This window comes from Pantanalinema rosaneae CENA516 (genome assembly GCF_050753385.1).
Classification (GTDB): domain Bacteria; phylum Cyanobacteriota; class Cyanobacteriia; order Leptolyngbyales; family Leptolyngbyaceae; genus Pantanalinema; species Pantanalinema rosaneae.
Genome location: NZ_JBLZFZ010000010.1, coordinates 15512 through 37978, shown reverse-complemented (window position 1 = coordinate 37978; position 22467 = coordinate 15512). Strand labels below are relative to the sequence as shown.

Annotated in this window: 24 protein-coding genes and 1 tRNA gene; 17 read left to right on the top strand and 8 right to left on the bottom strand. The window is 50.4% G+C overall.

Going from position 1 to position 22467, the window contains the following annotated elements; translation table 11 throughout:
• Positions 1 to 211: 211 nt before the first annotated feature.
• The 7 genes from ACN4EK_RS07675 (at position 212) to ACN4EK_RS07645 (ending at position 6517) form a co-directional block, all read left to right on the top strand.
• Positions 212 to 1012 (top strand): response regulator transcription factor, encoded by an 801-nt coding sequence (locus tag ACN4EK_RS07675; protein WP_431657229.1) that lies wholly within the window; start codon positions 212 to 214, stop codon positions 1010 to 1012.
• Between the two features lie 168 nt (positions 1013 to 1180).
• Positions 1181 to 2572 carry an ATP-binding protein gene (locus ACN4EK_RS07670; RefSeq protein WP_431657227.1) on the top strand — a complete coding sequence of 464 codons (1392 nt, stop codon included), beginning with the start codon at positions 1181 to 1183 and terminating at the stop codon, positions 2570 to 2572.
• 28 nt (positions 2573 to 2600) lie between these two features.
• Complete coding sequence (locus tag ACN4EK_RS07665; protein ID WP_431657225.1) at positions 2601 to 3392, top strand: pseudouridine synthase; 792 nt, start codon at positions 2601 to 2603, stop codon at positions 3390 to 3392.
• On the top strand, positions 3389 to 4246 hold the full coding sequence (locus ACN4EK_RS07660) for a helix-turn-helix domain-containing protein (RefSeq protein WP_431657224.1): 858 nt from the start codon (positions 3389 to 3391) through the stop codon (positions 4244 to 4246). Before ACN4EK_RS07665 ends, ACN4EK_RS07660 begins: the two co-directional genes overlap by 4 nt.
• A gap of 30 nt (positions 4247 to 4276) precedes the next feature.
• Entirely contained in the window at positions 4277 to 5503 is a 1227-nt protein-coding gene (locus tag ACN4EK_RS07655; RefSeq protein WP_431657223.1) for an NAD(P)/FAD-dependent oxidoreductase, read from the top strand.
• A gap of 47 nt (positions 5504 to 5550) precedes the next feature.
• Complete coding sequence (gene yidD / locus ACN4EK_RS07650) at positions 5551 to 5799, top strand: membrane protein insertion efficiency factor YidD (RefSeq protein ID WP_431657221.1); 249 nt, start codon at positions 5551 to 5553, stop codon at positions 5797 to 5799.
• 16 nt (positions 5800 to 5815) lie between these two features.
• Complete coding sequence (locus ACN4EK_RS07645) at positions 5816 to 6517, top strand: M15 family metallopeptidase (protein ID WP_431657220.1); 702 nt, start codon at positions 5816 to 5818, stop codon at positions 6515 to 6517.
• Positions 6518 to 6536: 19 nt separating this feature from the next.
• Here the strand turns inward: ACN4EK_RS07645 and ACN4EK_RS07640 are convergent.
• Both ACN4EK_RS07640 and ACN4EK_RS07635 read right to left on the bottom strand, forming a co-directional pair.
• A tRNA-Pro gene (locus tag ACN4EK_RS07640) sits at positions 6537 to 6610 on the bottom strand.
• A 154-nt stretch (positions 6611 to 6764) separates the two neighbouring features.
• Complete coding sequence (locus ACN4EK_RS07635; RefSeq protein WP_431657218.1) at positions 6765 to 7226, bottom strand: GNAT family N-acetyltransferase; 462 nt, start codon at positions 7224 to 7226, stop codon at positions 6765 to 6767.
• Positions 7227 to 7607: 381 nt separating this feature from the next.
• Between ACN4EK_RS07635 and ACN4EK_RS07630 the strand changes: the two genes are divergently transcribed.
• A complete protein-coding gene (locus ACN4EK_RS07630) occupies positions 7608 to 8333 on the top strand; it encodes an ACT domain-containing protein (RefSeq protein ID WP_431657217.1) in 726 nt (241 codons plus the stop codon).
• Positions 8334 to 8364: 31 nt separating this feature from the next.
• Positions 8365 to 9228 carry an alpha/beta fold hydrolase gene (locus tag ACN4EK_RS07625; RefSeq protein WP_431657216.1) on the top strand — a complete coding sequence of 288 codons (864 nt, stop codon included), beginning with the start codon at positions 8365 to 8367 and terminating at the stop codon, positions 9226 to 9228.
• An 11-nt stretch (positions 9229 to 9239) separates the two neighbouring features.
• Here the strand turns inward: ACN4EK_RS07625 and ACN4EK_RS07620 are convergent, their stop codons facing one another.
• Complete coding sequence (locus ACN4EK_RS07620; RefSeq protein WP_431657214.1) at positions 9240 to 10457, bottom strand: ABC transporter substrate-binding protein; 1218 nt, start codon at positions 10455 to 10457, stop codon at positions 9240 to 9242.
• A 491-nt stretch (positions 10458 to 10948) separates the two neighbouring features.
• Between ACN4EK_RS07620 and ACN4EK_RS07615 the strand changes: the two genes are divergently transcribed.
• A complete protein-coding gene (locus ACN4EK_RS07615; protein WP_431657213.1) occupies positions 10949 to 11755 on the top strand; it encodes a Tic22 family protein in 807 nt (268 codons plus the stop codon).
• Entirely contained in the window at positions 11756 to 12658 is a 903-nt protein-coding gene (prmC, locus tag ACN4EK_RS07610) for a peptide chain release factor N(5)-glutamine methyltransferase (protein WP_431657211.1), read from the top strand.
• Between the two features lie 14 nt (positions 12659 to 12672).
• Here the strand turns inward: prmC and ACN4EK_RS07605 are convergent, their stop codons facing one another.
• From ACN4EK_RS07605 to acsF, 3 genes are all read right to left on the bottom strand, one after another.
• On the bottom strand, positions 12673 to 14406 hold the full coding sequence (locus ACN4EK_RS07605) for a tetratricopeptide repeat protein (protein ID WP_431657210.1): 1734 nt from the start codon (positions 14404 to 14406) through the stop codon (positions 12673 to 12675).
• Complete coding sequence (locus ACN4EK_RS07600) at positions 14390 to 15382, bottom strand: caspase family protein (protein WP_431657209.1); 993 nt, start codon at positions 15380 to 15382, stop codon at positions 14390 to 14392. The genes ACN4EK_RS07605 and ACN4EK_RS07600 overlap by 17 nt, the downstream gene beginning before the upstream one ends.
• A 112-nt stretch (positions 15383 to 15494) precedes the next feature.
• Entirely contained in the window at positions 15495 to 16571 is a 1077-nt protein-coding gene (gene acsF, locus ACN4EK_RS07595; RefSeq protein ID WP_431657208.1) for a magnesium-protoporphyrin IX monomethyl ester (oxidative) cyclase, read from the bottom strand.
• A gap of 261 nt (positions 16572 to 16832) precedes the next feature.
• On the opposite strand from acsF, the gene ACN4EK_RS07590 reads away from it, so the two are divergent.
• Entirely contained in the window at positions 16833 to 17378 is a 546-nt protein-coding gene (locus ACN4EK_RS07590) for an NINE protein (RefSeq protein ID WP_431657207.1), read from the top strand.
• A 119-nt stretch (positions 17379 to 17497) separates the two neighbouring features.
• Here the strand turns inward: ACN4EK_RS07590 and ACN4EK_RS07585 are convergent, their stop codons facing one another.
• Positions 17498 to 18010: a DUF2996 domain-containing protein gene (locus tag ACN4EK_RS07585; RefSeq protein WP_431657205.1), complete on the bottom strand. Its 513-nt coding sequence runs from the start codon at positions 18008 to 18010 to the stop codon at positions 17498 to 17500.
• Positions 18011 to 18182: 172 nt separating this feature from the next.
• Between ACN4EK_RS07585 and ACN4EK_RS07580 the strand changes: the two genes are divergently transcribed.
• The 3 genes from ACN4EK_RS07580 (at position 18183) to ACN4EK_RS07570 (ending at position 20301) form a co-directional block, all read left to right on the top strand.
• Positions 18183 to 19010, top strand: a complete 828-nt coding sequence (locus tag ACN4EK_RS07580) for an alpha/beta fold hydrolase (RefSeq protein WP_431657203.1) — start codon at positions 18183 to 18185, stop codon at positions 19008 to 19010.
• A gap of 167 nt (positions 19011 to 19177) precedes the next feature.
• Positions 19178 to 19645, top strand: coding sequence for a tetratricopeptide repeat protein (locus ACN4EK_RS07575; protein ID WP_431657201.1), 468 nt, complete (start codon positions 19178 to 19180; stop codon positions 19643 to 19645).
• A gap of 461 nt (positions 19646 to 20106) precedes the next feature.
• Positions 20107 to 20301 (top strand): hypothetical protein, encoded by a 195-nt coding sequence (locus ACN4EK_RS07570; RefSeq protein ID WP_431657200.1) that lies wholly within the window; start codon positions 20107 to 20109, stop codon positions 20299 to 20301.
• 127 nt (positions 20302 to 20428) lie between these two features.
• On the opposite strand, the gene ACN4EK_RS07565 is transcribed toward ACN4EK_RS07570, so the two are convergent.
• Positions 20429 to 20836: a hypothetical protein gene (locus ACN4EK_RS07565; RefSeq protein ID WP_431657199.1), complete on the bottom strand. Its 408-nt coding sequence runs from the start codon at positions 20834 to 20836 to the stop codon at positions 20429 to 20431.
• A 486-nt stretch (positions 20837 to 21322) separates the two neighbouring features.
• On the opposite strand from ACN4EK_RS07565, the gene clpS reads away from it, so the two are divergent.
• Positions 21323 to 21607, top strand: a complete 285-nt coding sequence (gene clpS, locus ACN4EK_RS07560; RefSeq protein ID WP_431657198.1) for an ATP-dependent Clp protease adapter ClpS — start codon at positions 21323 to 21325, stop codon at positions 21605 to 21607.
• Positions 21600 to 22463: a CPBP family intramembrane glutamic endopeptidase gene (locus ACN4EK_RS07555; protein ID WP_431657197.1), complete on the top strand. Its 864-nt coding sequence runs from the start codon at positions 21600 to 21602 to the stop codon at positions 22461 to 22463. The genes clpS and ACN4EK_RS07555 overlap by 8 nt, the downstream gene beginning before the upstream one ends.
• The last annotated feature ends 4 nt before the right edge of the window (positions 22464 to 22467 follow it).

Sequence of the window (22467 nt, the reverse complement as noted above, 5' to 3'; positions counted from 1 at the left end):
AACCTTACCTGAATCGATATTTTCTAGATTTTGAGCTCAGGCGATTTGCTCACTCTAATGGGATCTAGAGACAAGATTAAGCGTTGGGGATTAGAGTTACACTTAAGTTAACAATGACCTAATATCAGAATTTGTGAATTAGTAGTATCGAATTATACTAAAGCTGCTTTGATGGTAGAATTCCTCTGGTAAATAGGAGCCAGCTTAAGTTATGCCGCTTGCGCTGCCGTCAGAACCTCTCAACCCTCAACGCGGTCTGAGAATGGGCTGTATTTTGGTTGTCGAAGACGAAGAATTGATCCGCGATACGATCGCATTAGCACTAGCCGAAGAAGGATATGAAGTATTAACGGCAGAGGATGGTCGAACGGCGTTAGATCTCTTGCACCGTCCCATTGAAACTAATCCTTCTAGGAGCAGTGTTTCTTCCACTACAAGCACTCATTTATGCCTGGAGTGGGGTTTTGATTTAATCATTCTAGACTTGATGTTGCCCTACATTAATGGGCTAGATTTATGCCGATTGATTCGGCGCGAGGGCAATAATGTTCCTATTTTGATGTTAAGTGCTAAAGGCAGTGAAACCGATCGAGTCGTTGGTTTAGAAGTCGGGGCAGATGACTATTTGACGAAGCCCTTTGGTATGCGGGAGTTGGTTGCCCGTTGTCGAGCTTTGTTGCGTCGTCACCACCATTTTCAAATTCAGCCGGAGCAACCTTCGCTCAAGTTTCAAGAGATTGTGCTATATCCTCAAGAATGTCGCGTGACTGTGCGAGGAGAAGAGGTGAATTTCTCTCCGAAAGAGTTCAAAATTCTGGAACTGTTTATGAGCTATCCCCGCCGAGTTTGGTCGCGGGATCAGTTGTTAGAGCGGATCTGGGGACCGGACTTTATTGGGGATAGTAAAACTGTGGATGTTCACATTCGCTGGCTGCGGGAAAAACTCGAACTCGATCCCAGCAACCCAGAATATTTAGTCACAGTGCGGGGATTTGGCTATCGATTTGGCTAAATCCTGATACGAGCCGTAAAGCGATAACGATCACTAAGAGCCATCAGGTGCTTTTGTCTGGTTGCGAGGAATTCTGGCGTTCAAAGGATACTCCGCCTAAAATAGTCCTAGAGTGGCAATTGTTGTCCAAAAGTTGCTGTTCGTAACCCATCGTAATCACTAAAACCTGTGGATCTGTTGGGATTTCTCTTGGGCTTGTCGATCGGTCTAGGGCTTTTGGGTTGGTGGCATGTCCAACAGAAGGTGAGACTGAAACAACTGATCCAACAAATGCGGGCAGATGTCCTAGAATCATCGCTGCCTGAAACGTCTAGATTGACCCGGGCGATCGCCGCCTATCAACAAACTGGGCAAGGGTTAGAACAGGAATTACAAACCTGGAAGCAAATGATCCAGCTTGCTCCGGTGGGCTTTTTGCAAGTGGATGAAGATAACCAATTGTTATGGTGTAATGCCAAAGCCTGCCAGTTGCTGAGTATGCCACAACTTCAGTTGAGTAAGCCACGATTATTGCTAGAAGTGGTGCGTTCTTATGAACTGGATGAGTTAATTGAACAGACTCGTCAGGCGAGGCAGCCTTGCCAACGGGACTGGACTTTTTACCCAACCTACTCTGATCCTTCCCGGTTATCGCAGCAGCAATCATCTCCCTTGCGAGGGTATGGATTGCCAATGGCAGGCGGGTGTGTGGGAGTGTTTCTGGAGAGTCGGGAAGAGACCGTATTACTGATTCAGCAGCGCGATCGCTGGATTTCGGATGCTGCCCACGAATTAAAAACGCCCTTAACCTCGATTCGGTTAGTGGCTGAAACATTGCAAGCACGATTGGAACCCCCCCTGCGGGACTGGGTCGATCGCTTGCTGAAAGAAACCATTCGCTTGAGTAGTCTGGTGCAAGATTTACTGGATTTGAGTCAGTTAGAGGCACAATCTCTGCATCAATTAAGCCTGACATCGGTTGATCTCACGAAGTTGATTCAATCGACCTGGCTGAGCCTGGAGCCGTTAGCTCGTAAAAAAGCGCTGCAATTAGACTATGTCGGACCGGAGCAGCTATTAATTCAAGTTAATGAAGCCGGGGTACATCGGGTGCTATTAAATCTTCTCGACAACAGCATTAAATACAGTCCCCCCCACCAGTCCATTCGGGTACAGCTTACCCCACAACCTAATGAGTCGCTACCGGCGAAATCCCAAGTTTGTCTTGACGTGATCGATGCTGGCTGTGGGTTCCCAGAAACTGCTTTACCTCATATCTTCGATCGATTTTATCGGGTTGATCCTTCCCGAGCCCGTTCTGTACCTGAGCGATCGGGGTCTCGGATGGAATCTGTTTCCTTGGGCGGCAATCTGGGCAGTAGTTATCCTGCTCCGGCATTGGACTCTGCCCAGGATGGGGCATCGCTGTATTCCGGGAGTGGTAGTGGTTTAGGTCTGTCGATCGTGCAACAGATTGTGGAAGCCCACGGGGGAACAGTGAAGGCAAACAATCATCCCGAAACTGGCGGAGCCTGGTTACAGGTAGTTTTACCCTGGCAACCCACCTCAGAAGTTCTATGATCAGAAGTGGGGAGCAAGGAGCGATCGGGTGACTGAGCGACTACAGAAGGTGTTATCTCAATGGGGTGTTGCCTCGCGGCGACGAGTGGAAGAACTCGTAAAACAGGGGCGGGTACAGGTGAATGGGACGATCGCCCAACTAGGGCAAAAAGTGCAACCGGAACAGGATCGGATCACGGTAGATGGTGTGGTAGTGAACCCTGTCTGCCCGCCGAAATTACTTTATCTATTACTGAATAAACCCATCGGGTATGTTTCCACTTGCCATGATCCCCAGGGGCGAAAAACCGTATTGGCTTTATTACCACCCGAATTACGTCAGGGACAGGGACTCCATCCCGTGGGACGGTTGGATATAGACTCCAGTGGTGCCCTCCTGTTAACGAATGATGGGAATTTAACGTTTTATCTGACCCATCCCCGCCACCACATTCCCAAAACCTATCAAGTTTGGGTGAAGGGGTATCCCTCTGCAAGTACAGTGCGACAATGGCAACAGGGAGTCCGATTAGCTGGACAGCTTACCTTGCCTGCGACGGTGACGGTACGAAAACGACATCCCGAGCAGAAGACGCTGTTAGAAATTGGGCTGCGGGAAGGACGCAATCGGCAGATTCGTCGGGTGGCTGAACAACTAGGGCATCCTGTCTTACAACTGCATCGTACTGCGATCGGAACGCTACAACTGCAAAATTCTAACCAGGGAGGGTTACCCCTGGGTCACTATCGTTTCCTAACAGATGACGAGATCCATTCCCTCAATAGTCAAATTAGCTTAACATCGGATAGGGAGTTGGCGGAAAAGGAGTATAGCCGATGAAAAATCAGGTTCTCCAGATGAACATTGGACAGGTAGAAACGTTAACCGAATTAGGAGAGCGCCTGCGTCAGTTCCGCCAAAAACAGGAGCTATCCCTGGAGTATGTGGCTGGTGCGACGATGATTCCCGTTCGCCTTTTAACCGCGATCGAAGAAGGGGATTTATCGCGCTTACCGGAACCGGTTTATATCCAGGGGTTTATCCGGCGGTATGCAGACGCGATCGGGATGGATGGGCTAGAGTTTGCCAGTGCCTTTCCTACCCAGGCAACTCACCGAGTTGTCAGACATTCCTGGCGAGGAGCGGTAGGGGCGCAGTTGCGTCCTTTGCATCTCTACTTGATTTATATGGCATTAGTCATTGGGGCTGTGAGTGGCTTGTCGTATTTACTGAATCGCTCCACGCCTCAGCCAGTTCAGTACAATTTGTCTCAAAATCTCAATCCTCCCTCGGCTCCCAATCCCGCGATCGTTGTCCCCAAAGCCGGAACTCCTGCCAGTGTCCCGTCCGGGGCAGCGGCTGTGAGCCAATCACCACAGATTGCTTCGGCTCTGAAGGAATCTGATAAGCCCATTCGGGTCGGGTTGACCTTAACGGATCAATCCTGGATTCGGGTGGTGGCTGACGGTAAGATGGAGTTTGAGGGCGTGTTACCCCAGGGCTCCCAACGCATCTGGTCAGCTAACCAGGAACTGACGGTGCGGGCTGGGAATGCGGGTGGTGTAATCGTTACCCTGAACGAGAATAGCCCTAAACCAATGGGGGTTCCCGGTGCGGTGGAAGAGATGACGTTTGGGAGTGGTTCCGATGCTCGGACAGTGACTTCAGCCCCATTGAGTGCCGACCCGACCTGATCGATTAATCCACGACTGGGGATAGAACGATTGAATTACGATCTGATTGTCTGTGGGGCTGGTCCGGCGGGGGCGATCGCGGCGACTACAGCTGCTCGGGCAGGACTCAAAGTAGCGCTGTTAGAGAAATATCCGCTACCACGGCATAAAACCTGTGGTGGGGGTACGCCAATGGTGATGCAACGCTTTCTGCATGACCTGGCACCGGAGGCGTTCGTTGAGTCGGATGTGCTGTATATGCGGCACACCTGGAATTTTGCCGATCCTTATTTAGGCAAGATTAATCCCTCCAGCACCGATCAGTCATTGTCGCTGTGGATGGTGCAACGGTCCGTGTTTGATCATGCTCTAGCTCAGCAGGCGGTACGGGCAGGCGCTGAGTTATGGGATGGATTAGCGGTGCGATCGGTGCAGGTAGAACCGCAGCAGGTGGTTGTGCGGGCTCAAGCCCTGAAAACCGATGGTGCCTTAACACCCAAAGCGGAGTTTGTGGCGACGGCTCCCTATGTGATTGGGGCAGATGGAGCCAATGGAGTCACGGCGAAAGCGTCTGGGTTACGCCGGAAACGAGCGATCGCTCTGGCAATGGAGATTGAGTATCCCTACGAGTGGACGGATCATCCGGATCTGAACCCGACGATTGCTCACCTGGAATATGGTGCTGTTGAGCGGGGCTATGCCTGGATTTTTCCTAAAGCGGCGCATCTGAATATTGGTGCTGGGTTATTTCCGCCTGGGCAGATCGATGTCCGTCACGATCGTCAGGTGCGAACAGAGTTACAGCAGGCTATTTTGGGCTATCTGGATTTGTTTCAGTTACCCTACAATCTCGATCGCCTGCAATTTCATGCTCATCCGCTGCCAATTTGGAATGGGCGGGAACCCTTACATACTCCAGATGGGCGGGTGCTGCTGGCTGGTGATGCGGCAGGGTTAATCAATCCCTTCTTTGGAGATGGCATTTTACATGCCGTCAAAAGTGGCATGATTGCCGCAGACTCTGTGGTAAATGGCGCTACGCAAACCTACAGCGATCGCATTCATGCCGAATTTGCCGCTAACTTTGATGCCGCATGGATTTTAGCCCAGGTATTTTATCAGTTTCCAGGGCTGCTCTACCGCTATGGGATCAAGCAGGAAAAAGCAACATACCTGGCGACGCAACTCCTGAGTGGAAATTGGCAATTTACCGAGCTGCGGGGACGGGCAATGCGGCGGCTTCGTCAAGCGATGGTTGGTGCCTTCCTGGGGGGATAATTGGTGTCCGCTGGAATCTGCGACAGGGCAGTTTGTAGAATATAGGCATGAAATCCATTTTGATTGTTCTGATTCGTGGCTATCGGGTGCTGATCTCTCCCTTATTTCCACCTACCTGTCGTTATCAGCCGACCTGTTCTCAGTATGCGATCGAGGCGATCGCTCGATTTGGTGCCCTACGAGGAACCTGGTTAGCGATTTGTCGAATTGCGCGGTGTCATCCGTTCCATCCCGGTGGATATGATCCAGTGCCGCCAGTGGGGCAGTCAGATCCCCATCACCATCCCGAGTTGTAAGGATGGCACACAACCTGTGAAGCCTTACCAGCAAATAACGATCGCGGAATGTGGGGAACCCCTGGTGCCAATTCCCACTGCATTTTCTCTGGTGCAGCCGCATCCCTATGCTCAGTTAGGGGCTCCCTATGGCAAGCGATCGCCCTTTTATGTGCGGCAGGGCGTTTGTGAACGATTACTCCTGGCTCAGCGGTATTTACAGCAGCAGCAACCGGATTGGCGAATTCAGATTTTTGATGCCTATCGCCCGATCGCAGTGCAGCAGTTTATGGTGGATTACACCTTTGAACAGGCAGTGCGATCGCAGGGGCTGACTCCAACCGCTTTGACGGCAGAGCAACGAGAAAAAACCTTAGCTCAGGTCTATGAATTTTGGGCAGTCCCCAGTCCCGATCCCGCCACTCCACCGCCCCATAGTACCGGAGCGGCGGTTGATCTGACCTTAGTGGATGCCCAGGAACAGGGGATTGATATGGGATCGCCGATCGATGAGTTATCGCCCCGCTCCTACCCGGATCACTTTGCCACCAGTGCAGATCTTCAGGCACAACGGTTTCATCAGCACCGCCAATTATTGGCTCACTGCTTACTCAGGGCGGGATTTACGCAACATCCCAATGAATGGTGGCATTTTTCCTATGGGGATCAAATGTGGGCGTGGCTGACCAACCAGGCAACCCCCACTGTAACTCAAACTGCTTTCTATGGGGCAGTTTAGCATCCTATACAGGAAAAAATCGGGATGACAGGATTTGAACCTGCGGCATCCTGCTCCCAAAGCAGGCGCGCTACCAAGCTGCGCTACATCCCGGTGGCTGTGCTTCCCCCTAGTATAACCTGACTCTGCGATCGCTGGGCAAAAAATCCCAAACTTAAATTTATGGCAGCGATCGATGGCAATAACTTGGCACAATCAAGAGAAGGGCGATCGGCTGGATCGAATCTGGGTATAACTCTAAAGTGAGCTAGTCTGGATACCAGAACATGCCTTTGATCCCCTCTGGATCAGACATGAAGCCCAGGTGGCGGTAGAAATCGACGACATGAGGATCGGCAAATAACGTGATATTACTAATATCTTCGCTCCGTAGCTTCTTAATCATGTGTTTCATCAATGCTTTGCCCAGCCCCCGACCCTGGAAGTCTGGATGAACAACGACATCCCAAATCGTGGCATTAAAGGCATGATCCGAGGTTGCCCGCGAGAAGCCAATTAATCGACGTTGGGTACCCCGTTGTTCCCACATTGAGACAACCAGAAAACTGTACTGAATTGCCTTTTTGACCTTTCGCAAAGGTCGCCGTGACCAGCCAACGGCATCACACAGTTCCTCTAATTCGTACAAATCGATATCTCGTTCGGTACTGAAAAAAATGCGAGAGCCACGATCACTGAAACCCTCGGCAACAATCTTCTCGGATGGCATTGTCCCAGGTGTGGGGGGAGCATCGGAGCTACTGAACAGGCTTTTCCAAAAACCCATGCAAGCGTGGTTAAGGTAGTAGAAGTTAGATCACAGTACTAGATAGTATATCGCCCGTACCCCTTCTGCATCGTTCTTCGATGGCAAGTCAACCTTTTGGATGGATATTTTGGTACAGTTTAACCTCCTCAACGGGCAAATAGCTGGCTTCCCGGTTGGGATCTGCCGTTATAGCGAGATCACTAATTTTCCGGTGGAACAGAGATTGGCATGGTAGAACTGCATCAATATAGAGAGCGCCAGCGAAAGTCAGCGGATTTTTGTTGGGCGATCGCTCCATTCCAGATATGCTTTAACCTAAATCAATTCAGTTGACCCAAAATTATGGCTTTGGGCTTAAAGTCATCCACACTAGAACTGCTAAAGCGCTTCAACCGAGCGTTTCCCCAGTTTTATGAGCAATTTGTTAGTAGTGAGATCCAACTGCAAAATCTCCGGTTAGCTTATCACCTCTATAAAACTAAACAGGCAGTGATTGAGCTAAAGCCAGAGGGTAGCAAAAGTGCGCTTCACTTTGCCTATCGCAACCAGTCATTTCTGTTAAGTGACATTTTTGGGGTCCTAGCGGCCTATGGTCTGACCATTCATAGTTTGAGCCTGTATGGTCAGATTTATCCACCGATGCTGGTGTTTATCAAGCTAATTGTGTCCCGGAGTGGCAAAGCTCTCACGGAAAAGACGGCTGAAAACGTTTGTCGAGCGATTCGAGAAGCACTGGCCGGACGGTTTGAAGTGGAGGAGATGCTGGCAGTTGAGTTTAACCTGGATGCCGGACTGGAGCAGGTAGAAACGGAGTTTTATGTAGATCCAGTGTTCCACTTACCGGCTCTGCTAATTGAGGCAGATAACCAACCGGGGCTGTTTTACAAGGTGATGTACGCGATTTGGCAAGAGGATTTATTGGTCGTGAATGCCAATCTACTGGTATGGCGTGGGCGGACCCGATTGATCCTGTATCTTTTAGGGCCAAATGAGAGTTTAATTCCTGATTATCTGGGGCAGAAGATTGCGGAAAGTGTGAAGCAACGATTACTGGGACGGAGGTTTTAGCGGGATACCCTGGCAGACTAGGATAGTAAGTATGCCGATGATTAATGTACTGGGTATTCCACACGCTTACGACCTGACACGGGTGCCGGGTTCTACCGATGCTCTGGTGTTTATTCATGGTTGGCTCCTGAGCCGGAGTTATTGGCAACCGTTGATTGAGCAGTTGTCAACCGATTACCAATGTTTGTCCTATGATTTGCGCGGCTTTGGTGGATCACAATTGCCTGCGATCGCGGCTACACCGGAGCGATCATGTACGGGATATAGCCTGCTGGACTATGCTAAGGATTTGGCAATCCTTTTGAAGCAGCTTGATATTACTAACGTTTGGTTGATTGGTCATTCGTTGGGTGGCAGTATTGCTCTGTGGGCAGCGGATCAGTTACCACATCTGGTCAAAGGGGTAATTTGTATCAATGCCGGTGGCGGAATTTACCTTAAAGAGGAATTTGAACGGTTTCGGGCAGCAGGTCAGCAGTTAGCTAAGTTTCGTCCCCGGTGGTTGCCGTGGCTACCGTTAATCGATCTGCTGTTTGCCCGCGCTAACGTAGTGCAAAAACTCGATCGCCATTGGGGACAGCAACGGCTGATTGACTTTGTCATGGCGGATGCGGAAGCCGTTGTGGGGAGCTTGTTAGACTCAACCACAGAGGCAGAAGTCCATCGGTTGCCCCAAATTGTGGCGCGGTTGTCCCAACCTGTTTACTTTCTGGCTGGGGCACAGGATCGGATGATGGAGCCGAAATATGTCCGGCATTTGGCTAGCTTTCATCCGTTATTTTGTGACTGTGGGGATAATGTGTTTGAAATTCCGGATTGTGGTCATTTAGCGATGCTAGAACAACCGGAATTAGTGGCAGAAAAAATTCGCTGGATTCTGACCAGTCACCCATAAATAGGGTGAGTTTAGCTGACCGCGATCGTGCCAATCACCTGTAATTTGCCATCAGGGGCGATCGTCCAAATATCGTAGCTGCCTGTGACATCCCCCAGATCATTGAGATCCACGCTGCCACTGGCTCCTTGATAGTTAATCGGCTGACCCGCACGAATCAGGGATAAGGCCTGGCACACATCTGTCACCTCAGTTCCAGGCGGATTAGCCACCTCGCGCATCCATGGCTTCATCTGCTCACCCGTTAGGGTTTTGGCGGCTTCTGCGGCGAGGACGAGTAAGGCGGCGGCATCCCAGGTATTGGCATCATAAATTTTGGGTGGTTGGCGATATTGGGTGATAAACCGCTGTTGAAAGTCAGCCAATCCTTGACCGCCCGCACTGGCGGCTGTACCGATCATCCCTGTGGCAATGTAAACTCCAGTCGCATTTTTGCCGATCGTCGTGGCAATATTGGTTTCCTTCATGCCATCGGTTGCCATAATTTTGGTGGTACTCGTTAGCAGCCCTTGTTCATAGGCGGTTTTGAGAATTAAACTACCCGTTTCAGGGTAAGCAATCAGTAACACGGCATCCGGGGACTGGCTAAACGCGGCTTTCACCTCCGAATCAAACGATGCGGCATCCGCCGGGTAACGGATGGGGTTAGCTTGATTCACCACCTGTCCACCCATTTCTGTGAAGGCGGGAATAAAGGCGTTGATCAAGCCATTGCCATAGTCATTATTGATTGCCAGAATCGCGATGGTTTTAAATCCCTGCGAGATCGCCAGTTTAGCGAGGGCTTGACCTTGAAAGGTATCCGGTGGAGCAGTACGGAACCAGAAGCCCTGAAATTCCCCGTTCCGGGCGCGATCGCTAAACACCGGACTGGTGCTAGCCGGAGAAATTAAAATCGTTTGATTGCGTACCGCGATATTGACCGCCGCACTACTGACCGCACTGGAAGCCGCCCCCACCACTCCAGCTACGCGATCGACCTCTGTTAGTTTGGTCATGGCAGTGACCCCCATACTGGGTTCGGTCTGGTCATCGGCGGCGAAGAGGGTGACAGGTTGCCCTAACACTCCCCCACAGCCATTTACGGTATCGACGAGTAAACGGGCACTGTTCTGCATGGAAGCCCCATATTGTGCCAAATCGCCAGTCAAGGGCAGCAGCGTCCCGATTTTTAGGGCAGTGGGCAGTTGAATTGCTTGGCAGGCCACGATCGTCATCAACGTCAACACGACTCCAAGCAGTAATTTCCAGTTCTGGCGACATAACTTCCAAACGGGAAATCGTCTATGCCCAGAGCCTATCTGACAGTGAAATTGCCGTCTCCATCTCTGCCAGTCCCATTTTTGTCTTGTCATCGTTTAATCTGGAGGTGGAATCAGGGATACCGATCGGGAGGATGACACGCAAACCTCCTCAATCTGCTGTTAACTGTGGTGATTGATCACGAGGAACTCAAGGATTTATAGGATAACCGGAACTTTCTGGTGACAGACTAGTCAGCCTATCTGAATACCTGATGAGTTTCACGACACATTTGTTCAAGAGGTGCATGTTTTGCCACGGTTCGGTATAATCTGGCGATGAATTTACAAGTCGCTAGGAATGCCTCAGAATGGGTAAGTATCTTTACTCAATCCGAGTTGATTCCCCTCAATCTAGTTTAGAATTACCATCCCCTATAGCTTCAGGTTTCGATCGCATTTAATTCTTTGCAGCTTTATTGTCAGGAGCAGTCATGAAATCACTCATTCGCTTGGGTGCAACCGCTAGTTTGGTCGGCAGTGCCGTCATTGGTTCGCTATGGTTCGGCGCGACCCAGGTGCTGGCGTTAACTCAGGAACAGATTATGAAAAAACTGGGACCTGTGCCTGTGTTCACGATCGCCAATCCCCAGGGAGCACCGCTAGTTGCTGCACCCAATGGTCAGAATGGACAGTCTGTGGCTGGAGTGTTCATCAGTCAGAAAGATGCTCAAGCCTTTTTGGATGGCTTAAAGACCAAAAATCCTGAGTTAGCCAAAGGGGTCAAAGTCGTACCCGTTTCCCTCGCAGAAGTCTATAAGCTGGATCAGGACAACCAAGGTAAACCGCAAGGCTTAGACTTTGCCTATGTGCCTTCCCAGCAGCAGGTCAATTCCGCTGTAGCGCTACTCAAGCAAAGTGGTCAGCAGGTTCAGCAGTTTAACGGCACTCCCTTGTTTGTGGCTCGCGGGGGAGCCGAGAAAGGCTACTTAACGATTCAACAGGGTAATCAGTCTGTGATTCCGATGTTCTTCAAGAAGGAGGAACTTCAGTCATTGCTGGATCGGTTCAAACAACAACAGCCGAATTTGGCGAACTCTCTGGAAATTCAGGTGTTAAATCTGGAAGGATTGATGGAAGTTCTGAAGACGAAGAACGATCCTCAACTCGACCAAATTGTCCTGATTCCGCCCCAGGAATCGATCGAATTTGTGCGATCGATGATGGGCAACCAACCCGGTCAGGCTAGACCACAACCCGCTCAACAACAAGCACCGAAGCGGTAAGTGAATTCCGTTGCCGGAATTGACCTTTGGCAGTGGCGATCGCAGGCATACCAGCAGGCGATCGCCGCTAATATTTCTACAGCCGAAGTAGACTGGTTACTTCAGAGCGTTTCTGACCTCGATCGGTTATCGCTTCGATTAGATTCGTTTAAACACCAAGCGGCAATTCCGCTCAAGCTGCCATTTGTGGATTTAGTGTCTCTCTGGCAGCAGCGAATTCAGGCAAGAGTGCCGGTGCAGTATTTAATTGGCAGGGCTGCCTGGCGGCAGTTCTGGCTTCAGGTGTCCCCGGCGGTGCTGATTCCCCGACCCGAAACCGAGGGTTTGATTGATCTGGTGGTCGCTGCCAGGAATCGCGCGACATTGGATCAGGAAGCCACCGGCGCAGAACATTGGGCTGATTTAGGTACAGGCAGTGGTGCGATCGCCCTGGGACTAGCCGATGCGTTGCCGCTAGCAACCATTCATGCGGTGGATCGGAGTCAGGCGGCATTAGCGATCGCCCAAACCAATGCTCGGAACTATGGGTTAAGCGATCGGATTCACTTCTATCAGGGTGACTGGCTAGCCCCCCTGGCTCACCTCAAGGGACAGTTACGGGGACTTGTTTCCAATCCGCCCTACATTCCCAGCCAGATGGTATTAGAATTACAGCCGGAAGTTACCCGCCATGAACCCCATTTAGCCCTGGATGGTGGCATCGATGGTTTGGATTGCATTCGCCATTTAGTCAATGTCGCACCAGTTTACTTGCAGCCTGGGGGCATTTGGTTAGTGGAGATGATGGCAGGGCAGGCGGACGCGGTCACCCAACTGCTGCGATCGCAGGGGAACTATACCGGAATTGAGATTCATTCAGATTTAGCCGGGATCGATCGCTTTGCGCTGGCATATCGGCGGTAAATCTCCTCACTGTTCTACCGGGGAAATGCCATCACACTGGTGGTAGTGGCTGGGGTCGGCGAACTGGGGGCTACCTGTTGCAACTCAGTTACTTCCTTCAACGTTTGTTGATACATCGGTTGATTGCCCTGTGCTAAATAAAATTTGGCAGCACTTTGCAGATCCTGAATTGCCTGTCGAGTATTACCCAGCTTTTGATAGGCCAGGCCCCGATTCCGGTACGCATCGGCATAACTGGAATTGAGTTGAATGGCCTGATCATAGTCTCCGATCGCGGCTTGGGGGTCGGATACAGCAAGGGCATTGCCCCGGTTGTTATAGGCACCGGGTCGATTTTCGGTTGTCGGGTTAAGTTGAATGCCAAAGGTATAGTCTTCGACAGCTCCTTGGGGGTTGTTTAAAGCCAACCGGGCATTGGCAAGATTTAAGCGTGCCTCTGCCAAGGTGGATTTGAGGGCAACGGCGGAGTTAGCATCTTCTAAAGCCGCTTCATACTGCTTTTGCTCAAAGCGAACATGGCTACGATTGCTATATGCTTCGGCCAGTTGGGGATTCAGCGCGATCGCTTTGTCATAATCCTGAATCGCGGCTCCTAAGTCACCGTTGCGATGTTGGGCGATGCCTCGGTTGACGTAAATGGCGGCGGCATCGGGGTCAAGCTGGGCTGCCTGGGTAAAATCTTGGATGGCAGCCTCATATTGTCCCTGTTGCATTTTTTGGGTTCCCCAGTTCATATACTGTTGCACCTCTGCGGGATTGGCGTTAGATTGCCTGGAGTGGTTGGCGGCATTGAATGAGGAAAAGGCTAACCAGGCTCCGATCGCGGCGGCTAATCCGGCTAACGCGATAATTAAGGGCACTAATCCCCGATAGCGATTAACTCCTGCTGACGACTGTTGACCCGATGGCGTTAGAGAGTTGGCTTCGGACTCGGATATTTCTAGCTCAGTAGAAGTTGATGACACAACGGGTTGCTTCAGCGATCGGGGTTTATGACTCTCTTTATCATCCGATTTGGGGTGCGGCTCCTCCGGCGATCGTTCACTGACGGGCTTGACGACATGATGCTCCGATGGAACCGTGGCTGCTTCGGTTGGGGTATGCGATCGAGTTTTTTCCAATAAGGCTTTCAGCAGTAGATCCTTAATATCGGGTGGTAGCGAAATCACCTCCTCAAGGTCAACGTCTGAGAGGTCAGGAGCTGGGGGCTGGGGAGGGGAGGTGGAAGCCGCCGGTTCTCCAGACTGAGATTCTGGTCTTAAAAACACCTGGGGACGCTTAGGTGGCATGGTAGGCAGCGTGGCGGTATCCGGTGGGGCTGGTGAACTGTCAGCCTGAAGTTGGGTTGGAATAGACGCTAGATCACCAGGGTTATCCTCTGCCTTACTCCCATGCTTAGAGACGTGTGGCTGCGGGTGACTTGGAGGGGGTGTTGATGGGGGCTCGGGTGTCTCAGCTAAGGTGCTTAAGCGCGTCTCAATTTCCTCGACATCGGCGGGTTGTAATTGCAGCACTTCCTGAAGATATTGCAGTTCTTGGCGATCGCTGTCTGCCAAGGGAGACTGGCGCTGTAAGGCTTCCAGAAACATTTGCTCGTAGATCTTCAGGTCTTCTTGGTATTGCATATGTTGACGCTGTTGTTGGGCAACCTGAAGGGAGGCTTCAACCTGCTCGATATCCTGATTGGTTAAGTAAAGTGCTTGTTGCTGTTGTTTGAGTACCTGCCGTACTTTAGGGCTGAGAGTCATGATTCCCCTGTGCCAGCCTAGAAAATAGTTCCTGATATAACTGTAGTCGCTGCCGATATTCCCGGATGGGTCGCAGTACCTCAAATTCAATTTGGTCTGCCATCTGGCGAGATAGCCCCAAGTGATATCGGAAGTCTTCCATCACTTGCCGGGTCACTAATAGCCGAGAACCGAGGGCATCGACCCGATCGTCACTGGCTAGCTTTTCAATAAACTGACGGTACTTTAAGGCTGAAGTTGATTTGTCAACGTGGCATACCGGGTATTGGGCGATCGCCTCAGTGCCAGAGAGGGCTGGCTGCATGGCGGGAGCGGCAATCTGTAACTTGCGACTGGCATACTCATGCAGTTCTGCGATCGTCAGCAAGCCGTCATAGTTGGTATCTGCTGCCCCTGTCACCAGACCTTCGGCGAAGTAGCGGGTGTAGCTCCAGGTATCCAGACCCTCTGGTTCGCCGATCGGCTGCATGGTGCTGGAAGCTGTTAAGAGTAACCGATTCTCTCCACCCAGATGTGCCCACAAATCAACCGGATGAACCGGGTCGGTGATTGCTTCTGCTGAGGCTGGGCAAAAGTAACCGTCAAAGATGACTAATTGTTGTTGGGCAGGGCTGGAATTGAGGACGGCTTGAATAAAACTCGCTGGAACGGTTCTAGCTTTGATTAAACTTCCCTGATTGTCGTTCGTGGTAATGGGCGTTGCCAAGTAGAGCTTGCCATCGGGATCAACGATGCCATAGCCCGAGAAGCAAAGTAGAAGAAAATCATCGGGTTGACATGACTCAGCCAATCGCTCGATCGCTTCTTGAATGATTTGAGGCGTGTAGCGATCGCGGAGGCAGTGAATGGCATCGAAGCTGGGACGGGCTTGGTGTAAGGCGCGTTTTAATACTTCCACATTCTTCCAGGCGGCCGGTAGCGGATTGAGTCCAAACCGATAACTGGCGATGCCAATTAGTAAGGCGACTTTACCCATCGATCAGGAGGCTCATAAAAACGATCTCAACAACAAAATAGCTCCGTATCTGGAAAATGATACAGAGCTATCTTCAGTTCAGAGTGATACTCAGCGATCGACCCTCAACAATTTAGCGAGGTTGACCTTGAATTTGAGTCACTTCGATCGGCTTCATCAGGTATAGCTTGAGGAACTGCCAACCGTTGGAGACATAGTGAGGCAGCTTTTGCAGGAGTTGGATCGGTTTGGGTGTGTTGGAATTGGCGATCGCGGTCAGCTTCTCGTTATTCTGTACACACACTTCCAGGCAATCATAGAACTCTGGTTTGCTGACATCCAGAATTACCGGGAATACCCGAGCGGCTGTCTCGTTGGTCTTTTCAATCACGACCTTATCGTACTCCCGAGCATCCAACCCGATCGCTTTGTAGAAGTCCGATCGCTGCACGTCGTTCAGGTACATGGTGGCAAACACCGACAGCAGGAAGAAGCGGCTCCATAGCTTAGCTTTCCAGTCGTTCAAGAACTGAGGCTGTGCCCGCATAATGGCATCAAAGAAGTCACCATGACGGTTCTCATCCTGACACCAATTCTCGAAGAACCGGAAGATCGGATACACTCGGTCTTCTGGATGTGCCTCCAGATGGCGGTAGATGGTGATATAGCGCCAGTAGCCAATCTTCTCAGACAGGTAGGTCGCGTAGAAGATGAACTTGGGCTGGAAAAAGGTGTAGCTGCGGCTCTTGGTCAGGAAACCCAGATCAAGTTGCAGGTTGAAATCGGATAATGCCTTGTTCAAAAAGCCAGCATGACGTGCTTCATCTCTAGACATGAGCGAGAAGCACTCTGCCAACACTGGACTTTTGTCTTTCAGTTTGCGGGCGAGTTCTTTATAAAGCAGGAATCCAGAAAATTCGGCGGTGCAGGAACGTTCTAGAAACTCAACGAACAGCTTGCGGGTTTCGCCATCAATGTGATCCCACGACTGTTCAAACTCAGCATCCCGCACGAAGTGATGACGGTTATAGTCAACCCGAAATTCCTCCAGAATTGCCTGGAGTTCATCTTCGTTTGCCGAGATGTCCATTTGCGCCATCGCATCAAAGTCGGTTGTATAGAACCGAGGAGTCAAAATTGTCTCCTTGGCAGGCACTTTGATGCCGGGACGCACCTCTTCAAAACCAGGCTTTTTAAGGGAATCTACCATGAGCTACTTTATTCTTCTCTAGGATTCTGAGTGAGTGGTGCTAACTGGTTAAATGTATCTGCCCCATTTGAACCAGCAGATTCTGCCATTGGTTGCCCCGTTTGACGGAACTGAAGAATAACCACGTCACTCAGTGTACCAAGCTATGTTGCTGCAAATCGCAACTATCCGGTTAAGAGTTGCTACATGAAATCAACTTTTGTAAAAGAGTGGTTAAAACACCTGCATTGAATCCTGCGATTCCTGGGCAAACTCTTTATCATGAAAGGAACTAAAGCCCTGGAACAACATCCTGGTCATCGTATGAACAATGTTGGTACTGCTTATGTCCTCTGGCTTGGTTGCCTGTTGCAGTTGCACGGACTCCAGCGTCTCTACAATGGCAAGATTTTCACTGGCTTGCTGTGGATGTTCACCTTTGGATTATTCGGATTTGGGCAACTGCTGGATCTGGTGTTAATTCCTGGCATGGTGGATGAGCACAACACTAAGCTGCGATCGCGCCAGGGACTGCCACCCCATTTATCCCCAAATCAACCGGTTGTCCAACGGGTACTGAGTCAGGATGATGTGCTTCCTTTACAGCCACCTACGGCGCAAGTGCAGCCGAACCAACTGACGATTCAACTGGTGAAAGCGGCGGCGGCACGCGGGGGGAAACTGTCGGTGACTCAAGGCGTATTAGATACGGAAGCTGGGTTTCCTGAGGTGGAATTGGCTCTGAAAAATTTGCTCAAAACGGGCTATGTTGATCTGACCAATGATCCAGAAACTGGAGTTGTTATGTACGAGTTTCGGGAACTGTGACTGGTTGAAAATCTGCCATCTTGTCGGGGCAAAGCCCTTGGGCAGGACGCGACAACATCTTTGCCGAGCCTGTCTGCTAGTGGTTTACCCCTCAAAATGACACCGCGATCGCAGCAAGCTTAATTTCTCACCAACCACTTCTGGGCATTCAACCGTTGTAATGTCCAGAATACGAGTAGTCCTAAATCAACTTTCCGTTCATCGATCCGAAAGGACTCTAAGGTGCTGGCTTTACCGCCCCCTTCCGCGTAGGAAAACCCTTTTTGTCCAGTAATACTTTCATTGAAAAAGTACAGATTGAACTCGCGAGTTTGCTTATATCCACTGCTCCAGCGACCGATGACTTGCCAGCAGGCGGGAGCCTGACTCATACCTACGACATTAATTGGACGCTGCTCAAATTTGAGTTCCACATCGGCAATGCCCTGTTCGCCTAACCCTTTTTGCAGGGCAGGAAGAAAGTCTTGCTGAATGAAGTCTGCAAATGGCTTATCTTCCAGGGCGGGCGGTTTTTCTTTTTTGGCAGCCGGTTTTTTAGCCGCTTTGCCCTCTGCCTCTGCCGCTTGAGGGGCTGGAGATTCAGCCGCACTGGATGGATCGCCAGTTGGATTCGGAGTCGTTTCTTCTGCCATGCCTCAGTCAATCCTTTTAGTATTCAGAATGACCCTATCCACGATCGTCGGGATAACGTCTCTGCCTGTTTATGGTAATGGAATTCGCGGACTCCGAGCTATAGGAGAGTATGGAAGCTGAGACTAGGCAATTTTCAATGTTTCACCGCCTGATCAGGCATAGGTTTCAATCATGCAGCTCAATGTTTTAGTCCAGGGCAGTGGATTTCCGATTGTATGTTTACACGGCCATCCCGGTTCAGGCAGTAGCTTGTCGGTGTTTACGCAACATCTCTCCCAACGCTTTCAAACCTTCGCGCCGGATTTGCGCGGCTATGGCAACAGCCGCACCGCTACCGATTTTGTCATGACCGATCATTTAGTTGATTTAGAGGAATTGCTCGATCTCTATCAGATCGATCGCTGCCTCCTGTTGGGCTGGTCGTTAGGAGGCATTCTGGCAATGGAACTGGCATGGCGCTTGCCTGAACGCATCAGTGGCTTAATTCTGATTGCCACTGCCGCTCGCCCCTGGGGCAACCATCCCCCGATTACCTGGCAGGATAACCTCTATACCGGAGTGGCATCGCTGCTGAATCGGGTGCGTCCCGGCTGGCAATGGAATATTGATACCTTTGGTCGCCGATCGCTCTATCGTTACTTAATCCAGCAACATACCCCGACGGCTTACCGCTATTTGGCACACGATGCTCTGCCAGCGTATCTGCAAACCTCCCGGCGAGCGACCCGCGCCCTCTCTACTGCCTTACGGCAACGCTATAACCGCCTGGAACACTTATCAGTGATTCAATGTCCCTGTTTAATGATGGCAGGAGCCGCCGATCGCCATATTACGGCGGAGTCTAGTCGGGAAACTGCCCTTCATTTACCTCAAGCTCACTGGCAATGTTATGCCAACACGGCTCACCTGTTTCCCTGGGAAATTCCCGATCGCGTCTTGCAAGAGATTGATACCTGGTTACAGCAGCATCCTGACGTTGTGAGTGCCAACGTGACTTGACTTCGCGAATCCTGACTATTTATGTAAATTCCCTACGAAGAAATTCTGCCGTTCTAGGCTGAATCAGGAAGAGTTGATGAACCGACTAGTTTTGGCAATCTAAACACGCCAGAATACTGATTGGAGCGGCTATCCAGCTATTCATCGCCAAGTGGACACCTGCAACAATGAATGAGTCTTTGATTACATCCCTACTTGAAGATCTGAAACATCCCACGGAGACAGTGCGCGATCGCGCCACTCAGGAACTTTGGCGGCTCTGGTTTGGGCAAAAAGGCGTGGTCGGGTTGGATGCGCTGCGTCGTGCCCAGATGCTGTTTGAGGCCGGCAATGCTGATGGGGCAACCCTGTTGTTGAGCGATCTGATAGAGCAACAACCGGATTTTGCGGAAGCCTGGAATCGACGCGCAGTTTTATACTACACCCACGGACATTATCCCCAAGCGATTAAAGACTGTGAGCACGTACTCCGGCTGAACCCAGTGCATTTTGGCGCATTACATGGTTTGGGACTGTGCCACATGGCATTGGGCAATTACAGAAGTGCGATCCGCGCCTTTCGCAAAGCTCTGGAAATTCAGCCCTACGCGATCGTCAATCAGCGCTTTATTCTGGAGTGTACAATTAAGTTGTAGTCAGTATTGTTGGTTAACTTACGGTTCACGCCATGTGATATGGTTTGATGCCAGTGATCGATCGCTGGGCATAGCTGGGTTGGATATTGATAAGTTTAGAACCGTTGCTATTAAGTCACGATTTTTGACACTGAAGTAAGGGTGTAGGATGGGGCGGCGTACTTGATGCAGCAGCGGCTATGTTTAGCACGGGTTGGGGCTATGACGGCAAGATTCTTAAAGCCATAACGCCAAGTGTTTCAGCCTTTATGAGTAGGTGCTGCAAGATTTCGTTACGGTAAGGTGACGGAAATTTGCGGTATGATGCAAAGTTTTTTAAGCATCTATGGCACGTTTTCCAGAAGTCTGTAAGATATTTCTGAAAATCGGTGATTTGAATCACATGAAGTCACCGTCCTAGATCACCTATGCCATCGGATGTTCAGTAGACAATTTTATTGGTGGAGTTCCTGCCAATCCCAATGCAAAACACAAAAATTATTCGACGACTGGTAGAACAAGCGCTGTACATTAAGAAGTTGACTCCAGACATTGAGAACGAGATCAACTACGAACTCACTCGCATGGGTCATATTTCTGACGCAGATTTTGAAGCCCTCGAACTATTGATGGCAGAAATGGATGCGGGGCGGATTCAGCTTGTTCCTAGCCCTTGACGCTCTCAATTAATTCCCTGCTAATGTTAATTAGAGGACAGGGGGGACCAGCCTGTGGGGGTTTGATTTTCCTCTAATCAATGCTTTCGGCTATTCTGGCTTGATTTAAACCGAGCGATCGGCTCAACTAAAAGGCTTCTGGATGAGCTTGGCAAATCCTTTGTACCAATTGCCGGAGTTGTAAAGGTTCCAAGCGCTCAAGCTTTGATGCGATGTCACTGGTTTCTTCCGCATAGAGATAGGGCAACACAGGAATCACTTCTTCATCCAGGGCAGCGCGAAATAAAGTAATGGGTAGAAGTAGATCGGCTTCTCCACGCAGGTGATAGAGCCGAGTAGTTGGGGATATTTCCCCATGCCAGCCTAACGCATCTGCTGGCTGGAGCACCAAGATTAAGGGACGAACCCAACATACTCCTCGGGGTTCTGCCACTTGAACGACCTCGGCATAGAGGCGCGTTGTTGTGTGCTCCAGGCAAACGATTTGGCAGGATTGAAAGGTTGGATTTGGCTGCTGTTCGGAAAGCAGACCCATAGGTTCAGGATGAATGTTTGACTACTTTTCAATTCTAAAAGGCAGAATTCTATCCAGACCACCGTTATATTGCTGGATTCCAGCACTAGAGCCGATAATACTTAATGATGTTTCGGTGAAGGTGGTAATTCACTGGACGGATCGATCGCCCTTCTGTCCATCCGGATACCGATAGCAGATCCCTGTTTAGCAAGATGACTAGCTTCTAGACAGAATGCTATAAGAAAAGAGGTTAAGCAATGTAAATTATCTTGGCGATCGTGGTGACAGGATGCTTACAAACCGAGGGCTTTAATCATCCAACTCAGTAAAACTGGCTAGAGTGGGTGGTAAGTAGCCTCACCAGATGTTTGCGTGAGCATCAATAAATATTTTGGATTGTTTGAAGCTATACTCTGTTTGCTTTCCGCTCTAGCATCAAGCTTCTATGGTCAACCCCAATCTGCCAGGAAACTGCAAGTAGTTCACGGAGAGGATCGAAGAGTCATGTCGTCTGTTGAAACCCTAGACAAAAGCTCAACAGTTCGTAAGCTTGCGCCCCGTTATCGGGTCTTACTCCATAATGACGACTTTAATGGCATGGAATATGTCGTCCAGGTGTTGCTGACAACGGTACCCAGTCTGACTCAGCCTCAAGCGGTTGATATCATGATGGAAGCTCATATTAATGGCGTTGCGCTGGTGATTACCTGCGCTCTGGAACATGCAGAGTTTTATAGTGAAACCTTGAAGAGTCATGGGTTAACGAGCACGATCGAGCCTGATGAATAGAAGCATTTGGCAGCAGTGGCAGCGTTGGTTTGCGAATCTATACCGTTATCCTGCACCCGTTCGGATCCTGGTATTCGTGCTGATGCTGCTTTTGTTGTGGCTGCCCTTTGCCCTGCCAATTTATCGATTGATCTCAGATCAAAATCTTGCCGGAATTCTGGCGTTACTGATTCTGTATAGTGAATTCCTTTGGTTAGTCGGAGTTTGGGGGCGACGAGTTTATCGGCAACCGCGATTACTCTGGCAGTATGGGCTGGAATTGACTCCCCGTATGGGCTTGGAGGTGCTTGGAGGTCTGGGGGTTGGCTTATTCAGTATCCTATTGCTGTTTGGCATTGAGGCGAGTTTGGGGTGGTTGGAGTGGCAGGCTCCGGTTATGCCCTTGGGGCGCGTGGTTCTGGAAGGATTATTAGTTGCGATCGCAGTTGGGTTTGCCGAAGAACTTTTCTTTCGAGGCTGGTTGTTAGACGAGCTGCAACGGGATTATGTCCCTAGTGTGACCCTTTGGGGCAGCGCGATCGTGTTTGCGGCGGTGCATTTGCGATTAATTACCCTCCCTGCCTTAATCCTATTGGGAGTGGCATTGGTATGGGCAAAACGTGCCTGTAGTGAGTTACGGATCGGGCGGCGGCGAGAGCGATTAGGCTTGCCGATCGGGCTTCATGCGGGCTTAGTCTGGGGCTATTACATGATTAATGTGGGGCAATTGGTGACATACACCAACCGAGTTCCCGCCTGGGTGACAGGATTAGAAAATAATCCACTGGCGGGATTGTTGGGGTTACTCTTGCTGAGTGGACTGGCGATCGGGATGTGGCAATTTACCTGCCGCCAGCGAGCGACTGTGAGATGGTAGTTCG

What these genes read in the sequence shown, in the direction of transcription:
- ACN4EK_RS07675 (WP_431657229.1), top strand. Translation starts at nt 212, where the DNA reads ATGCCGCTTGCGCTGCCGTCAGAACCTCTCAACCCTCAACGCGGTCTG.
- ACN4EK_RS07660 (WP_431657224.1), top strand. Translation starts at nt 3,389, where the DNA reads ATGAAAAATCAGGTTCTCCAGATGAACATTGGACAGGTAGAAACGTTA.
- yidD (WP_431657221.1), top strand. Translation starts at nt 5,551, where the DNA reads ATGAAATCCATTTTGATTGTTCTGATTCGTGGCTATCGGGTGCTGATC.
- ACN4EK_RS07635 (WP_431657218.1), bottom strand. Translation starts at nt 7,226, where the DNA reads ATGCCATCCGAGAAGATTGTTGCCGAGGGTTTCAGTGATCGTGGCTCT.
- ACN4EK_RS07630 (WP_431657217.1), top strand. Translation starts at nt 7,608, where the DNA reads ATGGCTTTGGGCTTAAAGTCATCCACACTAGAACTGCTAAAGCGCTTC.
- ACN4EK_RS07625 (WP_431657216.1), top strand. Translation starts at nt 8,365, where the DNA reads ATGCCGATGATTAATGTACTGGGTATTCCACACGCTTACGACCTGACA.
- ACN4EK_RS07605 (WP_431657210.1), bottom strand. Translation starts at nt 14,406, where the DNA reads ATGACTCTCAGCCCTAAAGTACGGCAGGTACTCAAACAACAGCAACAA.
- ACN4EK_RS07600 (WP_431657209.1), bottom strand. Translation starts at nt 15,382, where the DNA reads ATGGGTAAAGTCGCCTTACTAATTGGCATCGCCAGTTATCGGTTTGGA.
- acsF (WP_431657208.1), bottom strand. Translation starts at nt 16,571, where the DNA reads ATGGTAGATTCCCTTAAAAAGCCTGGTTTTGAAGAGGTGCGTCCCGGC.
- ACN4EK_RS07590 (WP_431657207.1), top strand. Translation starts at nt 16,833, where the DNA reads ATGAAAGGAACTAAAGCCCTGGAACAACATCCTGGTCATCGTATGAAC.
- ACN4EK_RS07585 (WP_431657205.1), bottom strand. Translation starts at nt 18,010, where the DNA reads ATGGCAGAAGAAACGACTCCGAATCCAACTGGCGATCCATCCAGTGCG.
- ACN4EK_RS07580 (WP_431657203.1), top strand. Translation starts at nt 18,183, where the DNA reads ATGCAGCTCAATGTTTTAGTCCAGGGCAGTGGATTTCCGATTGTATGT.
- ACN4EK_RS07575 (WP_431657201.1), top strand. Translation starts at nt 19,178, where the DNA reads ATGAATGAGTCTTTGATTACATCCCTACTTGAAGATCTGAAACATCCC.
- ACN4EK_RS07570 (WP_431657200.1), top strand. Translation starts at nt 20,107, where the DNA reads ATGCAAAACACAAAAATTATTCGACGACTGGTAGAACAAGCGCTGTAC.
- ACN4EK_RS07565 (WP_431657199.1), bottom strand. Translation starts at nt 20,836, where the DNA reads ATGGGTCTGCTTTCCGAACAGCAGCCAAATCCAACCTTTCAATCCTGC.
- clpS (WP_431657198.1), top strand. Translation starts at nt 21,323, where the DNA reads ATGTCGTCTGTTGAAACCCTAGACAAAAGCTCAACAGTTCGTAAGCTT.
- ACN4EK_RS07555 (WP_431657197.1), top strand. Translation starts at nt 21,600, where the DNA reads ATGAATAGAAGCATTTGGCAGCAGTGGCAGCGTTGGTTTGCGAATCTA.